12 protein-coding genes are annotated in these 10,900 nt (G+C 65.3%); 6 read left to right on the forward strand and 6 right to left on the reverse strand.

Annotation, left to right across the window (positions count from 1 at the left end; all coding sequences use genetic code 11):
* Positions 1–477, forward strand: a 477-nt coding sequence (locus A8G08_RS27350) for a PIG-L deacetylase family protein (RefSeq protein ID WP_068269739.1), incomplete at its 5' end; no start/stop codon positions are given.
* Between the two features lie 66 nt (positions 478–543).
* Positions 544–1,575 (forward strand): NAD-dependent epimerase/dehydratase family protein, encoded by a 1,032-nt coding sequence (locus A8G08_RS02660; protein ID WP_068269742.1) that lies wholly within the window; start codon positions 544–546, stop codon positions 1,573–1,575.
* Between the two features lie 10 nt (positions 1,576–1,585).
* Here the strand turns inward: A8G08_RS02660 and rfbC are convergent, their stop codons facing one another.
* Positions 1,586–2,137, reverse strand: a complete 552-nt coding sequence (gene rfbC / locus A8G08_RS02665) for a dTDP-4-dehydrorhamnose 3,5-epimerase (RefSeq protein WP_068269760.1) — start codon at positions 2,135–2,137, stop codon at positions 1,586–1,588.
* A 41-nt stretch (positions 2,138–2,178) separates the two neighbouring features.
* On the opposite strand from rfbC, the gene A8G08_RS02670 reads away from it, so the two are divergent.
* Both A8G08_RS02670 and A8G08_RS02675 read left to right on the forward strand, forming a co-directional pair.
* Positions 2,179–3,258: a class I SAM-dependent methyltransferase gene (locus A8G08_RS02670; protein ID WP_068269743.1), complete on the forward strand. Its 1,080-nt coding sequence runs from the start codon at positions 2,179–2,181 to the stop codon at positions 3,256–3,258.
* Positions 3,255–4,589 carry a glutamate-1-semialdehyde 2,1-aminomutase gene (locus A8G08_RS02675; protein ID WP_068269763.1) on the forward strand — a complete coding sequence of 445 codons (1,335 nt, stop codon included), beginning with the start codon at positions 3,255–3,257 and terminating at the stop codon, positions 4,587–4,589. The genes A8G08_RS02670 and A8G08_RS02675 overlap by 4 nt, the downstream gene beginning before the upstream one ends.
* A gap of 4 nt (positions 4,590–4,593) precedes the next feature.
* On the opposite strand, the gene A8G08_RS02680 is transcribed toward A8G08_RS02675, so the two are convergent.
* The gene (locus A8G08_RS02680) at positions 4,594–5,871 is read right to left on the reverse strand and encodes a cytochrome P450 (protein ID WP_068269744.1); all 1,278 of its coding nucleotides are present in this window, start codon (positions 5,869–5,871) and stop codon (positions 4,594–4,596) included.
* A 50-nt stretch (positions 5,872–5,921) separates the two neighbouring features.
* Complete coding sequence (locus A8G08_RS02685; protein ID WP_068269747.1) at positions 5,922–6,140, reverse strand: ferredoxin; 219 nt, start codon at positions 6,138–6,140, stop codon at positions 5,922–5,924.
* Positions 6,141–6,217: 77 nt separating this feature from the next.
* On the opposite strand from A8G08_RS02685, the gene A8G08_RS02690 reads away from it, so the two are divergent.
* The gene (locus A8G08_RS02690; protein ID WP_187344420.1) at positions 6,218–6,871 is read left to right on the forward strand and encodes a TetR/AcrR family transcriptional regulator; all 654 of its coding nucleotides are present in this window, start codon (positions 6,218–6,220) and stop codon (positions 6,869–6,871) included.
* Positions 6,872–7,065: 194 nt separating this feature from the next.
* Entirely contained in the window at positions 7,066–7,905 is an 840-nt protein-coding gene (locus A8G08_RS02695; RefSeq protein ID WP_068269769.1) for a mycofactocin-coupled SDR family oxidoreductase, read from the forward strand.
* Positions 7,906–7,954: 49 nt separating this feature from the next.
* Here the strand turns inward: A8G08_RS02695 and A8G08_RS02700 are convergent, their stop codons facing one another.
* The 3 genes from A8G08_RS02700 to A8G08_RS02710 all read right to left on the reverse strand — a co-directional run.
* Positions 7,955–8,782, reverse strand: a complete 828-nt coding sequence (locus A8G08_RS02700) for an SDR family oxidoreductase (protein WP_068269751.1) — start codon at positions 8,780–8,782, stop codon at positions 7,955–7,957.
* Positions 8,783–8,840: 58 nt separating this feature from the next.
* Positions 8,841–10,319, reverse strand: coding sequence for an aldehyde dehydrogenase family protein (locus A8G08_RS02705; protein WP_068269754.1), 1,479 nt, complete (start codon positions 10,317–10,319; stop codon positions 8,841–8,843).
* Between the two features lie 25 nt (positions 10,320–10,344).
* Positions 10,345–10,900: SDR family oxidoreductase (locus A8G08_RS02710; protein ID WP_068269757.1), on the reverse strand; the 556-nt coding region annotated here is incomplete at its 5' end.

Genomic DNA, 10,900 nt, shown 5'->3' on the forward strand with positions numbered 1-10,900 from the left:
CGTGAAGCGCTCGCGGCGTTCTGTCCGGGCGCCGATCTCCAGCTCACTGTGCTCGACATACCGGACGGCCGAGGACCTGGGCACTGGGATCGAATCAAAGACGCGCTCTTCGCGTTTCGGCAGACGTGCGAGCCACAGCTCGTCTTCGGTCCGCAACGCGAAGACGCGCATCAGGACCATCGGCTGCTCGCGGAACTGTTGCCCACCGAATTTCGCGATCACCTGACGCTCGGCTACGAGATCCTCAAATGGGAATCGGATACGCCACGGCCCAACGTGTTTCATCCGCTCACGACGAATATTGCCGAGGAGAAGGCCCGGTTGCTGCACAAGCACTACCGATCGCAGGTGGCGCACGACTGGTTCGACGAGCAATCCTTCCTCGGCCTGTCCCGGCTGCGCGGCGTGCAGTGCCGCAGCCAGCACGCAGAGGCGTTCATCGCGGAAAAGATGGTCCTCAACTTCGGATCGCAGTGAACGACCGTCAGTTTCACTCGGAAGGCAGTGTCGTCTGAAAGACGGTCTTCATCGAAAGGGCATGGGATGCGCGTTCTGGTCACAGGGCACCAGGGCTACCTCGGTACCGTCATGGTGCCGATCCTGCAGGAGGCCGGTCACGATGTGGTCGGCCTCGACTCCGGCTTCTTCGCCGACTGCGTACTCGGCCCAGCACCGAAGGACCCGCCGAGCCTGCAGATTGATCTACGCGATGTCACCGTGGCCCAGTTGGTCGGCTTCGACGCGGTGATCCACCTGGCCGCACTGTCAAACGACCCGCTCGGTGCGCTCGCCCCCCAGATCACCTACGACATCAACCACCACGCCTCGGTGCGGCTCGCGAAGCTCGCCAAGCAGGCCGGTGTCCGACGCTTCCTTTACGCGTCGACCTGCTCGGTGTATGGGTCGGCCGGCGACGAACTCGTCACCGAGAGCGCACCACTGAAGCCGTTGACGCCGTACGCGGAGAGCAAGGTTCGGGTCGAGGACGATGTGGCCGCGATCGCCGATGACGGCTTCTCCCCCGCGTTCCTGCGCAACGCGACCGCGTTCGGGTTCTCCCCCCGGCTGCGTGCGGACATCGTGCTGAACAACCTCGTCGGGCACGCCGTGCTCACCGGCGACGTCCGGGTGCTTTCCGACGGCACGCCGTGGCGCCCGCTTGTGCATGCCCGCGATATCGCGCGCGCCTTCCTTATATGCCTCCGCGCGCCGACGCACAAGATCCATTGCGCCGCATACAATGTCGGCACCGAGCAGAACAACCTCACTGTCGCCGAGATCGCCGAGGCGGTCGTGGACGTCGTGCCGAACTCGACGTTGCTCATCACCGGCGAAAGCGGACCCGACCCGCGCTCGTACCGAGTGGATTTCTCCGCGATTCGCGAGGCACTCGGTTACGAGGCTGCCTGGTCCATCCCCGACGGCGCCGCCGAACTGTTCAAGGAGTACACCTCGGCCGGACTGACCAGCGATGCGTTCTTCAAGCGGTTCACGCGACTGCCGCACCTCGAATCACTGCAGCGCGCGGGGATTTTGGACGAATCGATGCGCCGCATCGATAGCAGCGTGGGGTGATGCGCCCGTGTCAGAGCCTCGCGGCCAGATCCTTCCAACTGCCGGCGCTCGCGTCGCGCGGGGAGATCACCGTGACCGCGAGCGGCCATTCGATCGCCAAATCCGGATCGTTGTAGGCGACGCCGATGTCCTCGGCCGGATCGTGCGGACGGTCGATCCGGTAGCAGACGTCCGCGGTGGGCGTCAGCGCCTGGAAGCCGTGCAGAAAGCCGGGCGGCACGTACAGGTGCCGAAAGTCGGTGTCGTCGAGACGAAATGCCTGCTGCTTTCCGAACGTGGCGGAATTCGGACGGATATCGACGAGCACGTCGAGCACGGCACCGTTGGCGCATCGCACGAGCTTCGCCTCGCCGCGGCCCCCGCGCCCGTGCATACCGCGGATCGTGCCCTGCACCGACCGCGACTGCGAGTCCTGAATGAACGAAGCGGCGGTCACCGAGGGGGCTACCGCGGCATCGAAGATCTCGGCGTCCAGCGTGCGGGTGAAGAACCCGCGATCATCGTGGAACGGCTCCGGAACGAACACGAGCACATCGGCAAGATCGGCCTTTTCGATACGCACGATGTCATCGTGCCGCACCCGGCGAGCGGATGCGAGGGGTCATGAGGATATGCAGGGGATGCGGCGCCACCGCGCTGCGTACGGTGCTCGACCTCGGCCGCGTCCCGGCGGCGGACTATTTTCCGCCCGCGAACGAACCCGTGGGTCCCACCGAGTCTGCCCACCCGCTCGCGATGGCCCTGTGCGCGGAATGCGCACTTGCCCAGCTCATCGATGACGACACGGTCACCCAGGAACCGCGCGGCGTCGAACCGCAGGCACTGCGCGATCAGGCCGTCGACGCGGTGTCCCGCGTCGCTGCCGTCGGCTGCCTGCGCGGTGACAGCGTCACCGAATTCGGCAGTCCGCATGGCGGGACGTGGTTACCGCTGCTCCGCGAGCGGGGGTATGCCGAGTCCCAGGACGGAACTCCGGCGGCTGTCGTGCTGGACAGCTTCGGCATCATGCACGAACCCGACCAACGCGCAGCTTTCGCCGCCAGGGCCGCCGCAACGGCACCTGACGGCGTCCTCTTGCTGCAGTTCCACTCGCTGGCCGCGATCGTCACCCACGGGCAGTGGAATGCCCTGAGGCACGGACACTTCGCGTATTACTCGCTGCACGCACTTACCGGACTGCTGGCAGATGCCGGGATGAGCGTGGCGACGGCATGGGAATTCGACCTGTACGGCGGCACTGTGCTCGTTGCCGCGGTGCACGGTCAGGTGACGCCGTCCGCGCAAGCGGCCGACATCCTTGCTGCCGAGGCGGCGCTCGGAATCACCGACGCCGGGATCGTTGCGGGGCTGCAGAAGTCCCTCGACAGCCAGGTGCACGACCTGCGCGAATGGTTGCACAAGGAAACCGACGACGGACGACGGGTGTACGGCTACAGCGCGGCTTCGCGCGCGGTCGCACTGTTCAGTCTCGCCGGCGTGGATCGCAACCTGGTCACCGCGGTCGCTGACGCCTCCCCCGCCAAGCAGGGGCGGCGAATGCCCGGCACCGACGTGCCGATCATCGATCCCGATGAACTGATTTCGGCAGCACCGGATCTGGTGCTGCTCACGCTGCCGGACCTGTTGCCCGAGGTATCTCGCGCAATGCCGCAACTTGACGGCAGATGGGTGGTGCGAGCATGAACTTCTTCGAGTCGAATCGCCTACAGGCGCGACTGCACGAGTTGGTGCCCGGCGGTGCGCACACCTATGCCCGCGGTTCCGATCAGTACCCCGAGAACATGACGCCGATCCTTGTGCGCGGCGCCGGCGCGCGGGTCTGGGACGCGGACGGCAACGAGTTCATCGAGTACGGCATGGGCCTGCGCTCGGTCACCCTCGGGCACGCCTACCGGCCGGTGCTCGACGCCGCGGCGGCCGCGATGGCGAACGGCATGAACTTCTCCCGCCCGAGCGTGCTCGAAGTGCTTGCCGCCGAGGACTTCCTAAGCCTCGTGCCCGGCGCGGACATGGTGAAGTTCGCCAAGAACGGCTCGGATGTCACCACCGCAGCGATCAAGCTGGCCCGCGCCGCGACCGGCCGGACCACCGTCGCGGCGTGCAATCACCCGTTCTTCTCGGTCGATGACTGGTTCATCGGCGGCACCGACATGTGCGCCGGGATTCCCGGTGTGATCGCCGCGGATACCGTGCGCTTCTCCTACAACGACCTCGAATCGGTAGCAGCCGTGCTGAGCACACACGCTGTCGCGGCGGTGATCCTGGAGGCCGCGACCGCGCTCGTCGAGCCGGCTCCGGGCTTCCTGGAGGGTGTGCGCGAGTTATGCGACCGCCACGGCGCAGTGCTGATCTTCGACGAGATGATCACCGGTTTCAGATGGTCCGAGCACGGTGCACAGTCCGTCTACGGTGTCACGCCGGACCTGTCCTGCTGGGGCAAGGCGATGGGAAACGGTTTCCCGATCTCGGCACTCGCGGGCAAGCGCGAACTCATGGAACTCGGCGGACTGAACACCGATCGGGACCGGGTGTTCCTGCTCTCCACCACACATGGCCCCGAGACGGCATCGCTGGCCGCGTTCCGAGCGGTCGTGCACGCGTACGCGACCGAGGATCCGATCGGCCGGATGGAGACGGCCGGGCGCCGACTCGCCCAGGGTGTGAACGCCGCCTCCGCCGAGGCCGGGCTCACCGATTACGTGCGCGTACTCGGCCGCCCATCGTGCCTGATCTTCACCACGGCCGATGCCGAAGGTGTTGGCTCCCAGCCATTCCGGACGCTGTTCCTGCAGGAGATGCTGAACAACGGCGTGCTCGGCCAGTCCTTCGTCGACTCGGCCGCGCATACCGACGCCGACATCGATGCAACGATCGATGCGGCGCGGGCGGCAATGCTGGTGTACGCCAAGGCAATCGACGCCGGCTCGGTGACCGGCCTGCTCACCGGCAGGCCGGTGGCACCGGCGATCCGGCGCACTGCCGCGCCGCGGCGGTTGGGCACCGACGAGGTCTGAGCGCTCAGGCCTCCGTGAACTCGACGTGCAGCTCGGTGAGACCGCGCAGCAGGAAGGTCGGCTCATAGGAGTACGCGCGATTGCCCGGTGCGCCGTGCTTGTCCTCGCTGATCCGGATGTCGCGCATCCGGTCCAGCAATCGGTTGAGGGTGACGCGGCCTTCGACGCGGGCCAGCGGAGCACCGGCGCAAGTGTGGATACCGCGGCCGAAGGTGATGTGCTCACGCACATTCTTGCGGTCCATGCGGAACTCGTTGGGATTATCGAACTTTCGCGGGTCCCTGTTTGCCGCACCAAGGCACAGCATGAGCACCGTGCCGGCCTTGATCTCCACGCCGCCGAGGGTGGTGGTCCTACGCGCCAGCCGAAAGTCCACCTTGGTGGGACTCTCCATGCGGAGTGCCTCTTCCATGAACAAGCCGATGAGATTCCGGTCGGCACGCAACCTGTCCTGCAGTTCGGGCTGATCGCCGAGTACCTGCAGCGCCGAGCTGAGCAGCTTGGTCACAGTCTCCTGTCCTGCGGCGAACAGGAATGTCGCCGGCCGCACCACCTCGATCACCGGCGGGATTGACCCGTCCGGATAGGTGGCCGTGGCCAGGCCGGTCAACACGTCCTCGCGCGGGTTCTCGCGACGATCGGCGATATAGCCACTGAACAGGTCGTCGAGGTACTGAAGCGGGTTGCTGCCCACCGGCTCGTGGTCCAGGGCCCCAACAGCCGAACCAGGGACGTTCCCGGCGCCGAGGTTGCGCGCGACCTCGGGGCGATCCTGCTCGGGGACACCGAGCAGATCGGCGATGGCCAGGGTGGCGAACGGCTTGGCGTACTCGCCGAGGAATTCGCAGCGGCCGTTCGAGATGAATTCGTCGAACTGCCGGTCCGCCAGGTGCCAGATGTAGTCCTCGTTCTCCTGCAGGCGCTTCGGCGTCAGCAGTCGTTGCAGCAGGGATCGAGCCTTCCCGTGGTCGGGCGGATCCATGACCACCATGTGCTCGAAAATCGGGAACTCGTGGCGGTGTGCCTCGATCTGCTCGCTGATGTCATCACCTTCGGGGGTGAACGGCAGCGGCGGGAATGGGCCACCGATGGCGTTGACCGCGGAGAACGACTCGAAATCCTTGAACGCCGCGTGGACTTCCTGGTAGCCCGTCACCGCCACCACGCCGTAGTGCGGTTCACGCACGATGGGCCCTTGTTCGCGCAGATGCTCCCAATACGCATACGGATCCTGCGCGATTTCGGCGTTGGTGAAGTAGTCGGCGTCGCCGAGGTCGGTCATGATGTGCAGCCTTCCGGGCTAGTGCGGTGCGGTGAGACAGGAACGTCGGGTCAATCCGATACCCAGCCGATGGCTTGGCGGGGACATGCCGAGATGGCGGCTTCCACACTGTCCCAGTGCGTTTGGTCTACATCGGGTTCGCACGTCGCGATGTCGTCTCCGAGATCGAAGATGTCGGGCGCCAGTTCGGTACACAGCGCGTGCGCCTCGCACAGGTGTGGATCGACCCGGAGCTGTCGGGTCGTGTGCTTCGTGGTCTTCGGCTGCATGCCCGCAGCACCTCCTCGCTGTCATCAGTCCACATCGTGACCAAAACTGATCGATCGACAAAATGCTAGACTGCCGTATGCCTACCACGGGCCGCGACGGACGGTCAAGCAAATCCGAGACTGGGTCGTTGAAGGCACCTGGCCGGAAACCGAAAGCCGACGACGGCGGCGCCAAGCAGCGCCTCATCGAGGCAACGGCGCAGATCATGCACGACGAGGGGTATGCCGCAGCCACGTCACGACGGGTAGCCGCGAAGGCGGGCGTCAAGCAAGCCCTCGTCTACTACTACTTCCCGACCATGGACGACCTCTTCGTGGAGGTCCTGCGCGCGGGCGGCGAGGTGGCCCTGGAGCAATTGCGTGGAGTGTTGCTGGACGACGATCCGCTGCGTGCACTGTGGCGCATCAACTCCGATCCCCGGCAAACCGTCCTGAGCACCGAGTTCATGGCTTTGGCGAACCACCGCAAGGCTGTTGGCGCCGAACTGAAGACCTACTCCGAGCGCGTGCGTGATATCGAAACGGCGGCGGTAACCCTTGCGCTGCGCGCCAGCGGGACCGACCTGGACGACTATCCTCCGGTGGTCATCTCGATGATCGTCGCGCAGATCGCGCGCAGTGTCGGCAACGAAGGGGCGGTGGGTGTGACCCATGGGCACGAGGAACTGCGCACCTTCATCGACCGGCAGATCGACCTGCTGACAAAGCCTTCCGAAGCCGTTCGCGGGTAGTCGCGCGGCGCGTGCCCTCGCCCGAACCTCCCCCGGCCGGTGCCCGGCAATCCGGCGTGCCCGCGGTACCGATTCGTTGACAGCGCTCCGCTTCCGTGTCATCGTCGATTCTGATCGATCGACAAAATTCCGAAGTCGAGCGCCGGACCGCCTTCTGCGGCGGCGACAAAGAATCGAACAGTGAGGTGGACTCCATGACGGGACGGGTAGCGGGCAAGGTCGCATTCATTACCGGCGCGGCGCGCGGCCAGGGGCGCAGCCATGCGGTGCGGCTCGCACAGGAAGGCGCGGACATCATCGCGGTCGACATCTGCGGCCCGGCGACCAAGAACCCCCAGATTGAGCCTGCGACCAGGGATGACCTCGCCGAGACGGCGGACCTGGTGAAGCAGCTGGACCGGCGCATCGTGACCGCCGAGGTCGACGTGCGCGACTACGACGCGGTGAAGGCTGCCGTCGACAGCGGTGTCGAGCAGTTGGGCCGGCTGGACATCATCTGCGCAAATGCCGGCATCGGCAATGGCGGCCAGACCCTCGATCACACGAGCGAGGAGGACTGGACCGACATGATCGATGTCAACCTCACCGGCGTGTGGAAGAGCGTCAAAGCCGCTGTACCGAACCTTATTTCGCAGGGCGAAGGCGGATCCATCGTCCTGACCAGTTCGGTGGGCGGTCTCAAGCCGTACCCGAACACCGGGCACTACATCGCCGCGAAGCACGGCGTGACCGGTCTGATGCGCACCTTTGCCGTGGAGTTGGGGCAGCACTCCATCCGGGTGAACTCGGTGCACCCGACGAACGTGAACACCCCGCTGTTCATGAATGAGGGCACGATGAAGCTGTTCCGCCCCGATCTGGAGAACCCGGGCCCCGAGGATCTGAAGGTCGCCGCGCAGTTCATGCACGTCCTGCCGATCGGCTGGGTCGAGCCGGTGGACATCAGCAATGCCGTGCTATTCCTCGCCTCCGACGAATCCCGTTACATCACAGGTCTTCCCATGACCGTCGACGCCGGAAGCATGCTCAAGTAGCCGCTCGGCACGCGGCAGTGCGGCCCGCCGGTCAGGCGGGCCGCACTTTTCACGCCGGCTGTTGGCCGGCTTGCATCTCCGCAATTGTGGCGGGTTGCTTGTCCAGGAAGCCATTCCAGTCCGCCGCCCGGTCCACGAGGACGTCGCGCACGATGGGATGCGTGTAGACCATGAAGGTGTCGCTCAGGATGGCGTCGGCAACCTGTTCGCCGACCACGGCAGGGTCGAGCACCTCGAATTGCGGCCCGGGATAGCCCGTTTCGACAGCCGGGCCGAACGTCGGCGGCAGGGTCGAGAGGATGTTGGTGGCGACGGGGCCTGGGCAGAGGACGCTGACGCCGATCCCCTGGCTGCGCAGGTACAGCCGCAGGCCTTCGGAAATCTGGATGATCGCGGCCTTGGTTGCGGCGTACGGAAGCCGGTCGTACGAGTAGGTGTACAGCCCGGCAAAGGACGCGGTGTTCACGATGTGGCCGTGGCCCTGGTCGATCAGCAGCGGCAGAAACGTGGCGTTACTGCGCACCACCGACATCAGGTTGATGTCGATGATCCGCTCCCATTCGCTGACAGGCAGATGATCGGGACGCCCACTGGTCAGCACGCCGACGTTGTTCATCACGATGTCGACTCGGCTGAACGTATCCCGCGCAAAGGCCGCAAGATCGTCGAAGGCGGAGTCTGCTGCCACGTCGCAGGCGATCGCTGCGGCATACCCACCGGCGAGCTTGATCTCTGCGGCAACCTTCTCGGCATCGTCGGCGTTGATATCCGCGATGACAATTCGCGCGCCGCGACGGGCAAGCGAGAGTGCGCTCGCCCGGCCCATGCCACTAGCCGCGCCGGTGATGACCGCGGTAGCGCCGTCAACAGATTTCATAAGGTTTCCTCGGCTCGATATTCGACGGTCGTTGACGGGACCGGCAGGTTTCTCCAGTTCAGGACATGCCGATACGGATGTTCTTGACCTGCTGGAATTCGTGGAGCCCTTGTTCGCCACCGGCTCGTCCAGACCCGCTCTGCTTGTATCCCCCGTAAGGCCCCTGCGGCTGGATGTCACTGTTTCGATTGATCCAGATCGAGCCTGCTTGAAGCTGTCGGGCCACACTATGGGCGCGAGTCAGGTCATTGGTTTGGACATAGGCATTGAGCCCGTAGGTGGTGTCGTTGGCGATCTCGATTGCCTCGGCCTCGTCGTGGAATCGGATCACCGACACGACGGGGCCGAAAGTCTCCTCTGCTGCGAGCTGCGATCGGTTGTCGACGTTCGCGAACACGGTGGGCTGCAGAAAGTAGCCATCAGCCAATGCGCCGCCTATTCGCGTTCCACCGGTGACAAGTTCACCTGAGCCGTCCGACACGGCACGGTCGATGACGCCCACGATGCGGTCCGCAGCGGCGGCGCTGATCACCGGACCAACAACAACGTGCGGATCGAACGGGTCGCCGATCGTGACGGACTCGACGATCCCCACCAGCTTCTCCAGGAAGGCGTCATACGCGCTGTCCTGCACCAGAATCCGGCTGCCGCAGGCACAACTTTGCCCGGCCTGCCCCAGCGGCCCCTGAAATGCGGACAGGCGTGCGGCGCGGTCGAGGTCCGCATCGGCGAACACGAGGTTGGCGGATTTCCCACCGAGTTCGGTGGCCACCGGCGTGAGGTTGGCTGCGGCCGCCGCGAGGACCTTGCGCGCCGTGTGCCCGCCGCCGGTGAAGTGAATCTTCCCGACACCGGGATGGCGCACTAGCGCCTCACCACCTGCGGGGCCCGCAGGGAGGACGTTGACCAATCCGGCGGGAAGGCCTGCTTCCAAACAGATTTCACCGAATCGTAGGGACGTGAAAGGTGCCAGCTCGGACGGCTTGAGGATCACAGCATTGCCCGCTGCGAGAGCCGCCGCCACGTTCAGACCGATCACGACCAGCGCGCCGTTCCACGGCGCGATAACGCCTACGACACCGTACGGTTCGCGCTCGATGAGATTGATGTCGAAGCTCTTCGATATCGGCGTGCTCGATCCGTGTGCCTTATCGACGTATCCGGCGTAGAAGCGGATGAAGCTTTCCGCAAGCCCGACGTGCCCCTCGGTCATCAACGACGGAACGCCGAAGTCGTGGACGTTCAGTCGCCCGAGTTCTGCGGTGTGTTCGTGCAGTGCGTCGGCCAAGTCGATCAGGAGATCCCGGCGGCGCTCGGGGGTCAGCGCCACCCATTCGCGCTGGGCGGCATGCGCTCCCCGCACCGCTCGGTCGATCTCTGCCTCACCGGCCAGCGCGACGACCGCATTGGTTCGACCGCTGGCCGGATAGATGTGCTCGTGTTGGCCACCCGACGAGTGCTCGACCCAATCGCCTCCAATGAGAAGGCCTGCCGGGAGTCGGTCCGGTGGAACGGAGACGATCGTCGAGGTGGTCATAGGATCCCTATTCGCTCGCGGGCCATCAGCGGACGGTGAAGCCGGCATCCAGCGGCCAGGCGATCCCGGTGATGAACTTGGCTTCCTCGGAGACCAGGAACGCCACGGCGTTGGCAACGTCTTCGGGCTGCAGCATTTCGATGGGCAACGCGTTTTGCATGCCGGAGATCGCGTTTTGCCCACCCGCCGCCGCGAACGCCATGAGCGCATCCATCGCCGGGTTCTGTGTCATCCCACTGGCCACGCCGGTCGGATGGATTGTGTTCACCCGGATCGATTCCGGCGCAAGCGCATTGGCGAAGTTCTGCATGAGCGCCACCAGCCCACGCTTCGCTGCCGCGTAGGCGTTGCCGCCGGCGTTCAACGATGCGGACGCTTTCAGGCCTGCGGTCGAACTGGTGAGCACGATCGATCCACCCCGGCCGCCGGCTCGCATCGCAGGCAGCGCCGCCCGCACGGTCTGGTACACCCCCGTCAGATTGGTGTCGATGACGTCGTGCCATTCGGCCATGAAGTCATCGGTCTCCCGGCCGAGGCGCACGATTCCGGCGTTGGCGATGATGATGTCGAGCCGCCCGAAC

Origin of the sequence: Aldersonia kunmingensis (assembly GCF_001646865.1) — a bacterium.
In the GTDB taxonomy this organism is placed as follows: domain Bacteria; phylum Actinomycetota; class Actinomycetes; order Mycobacteriales; family Mycobacteriaceae; genus Aldersonia; species Aldersonia kunmingensis.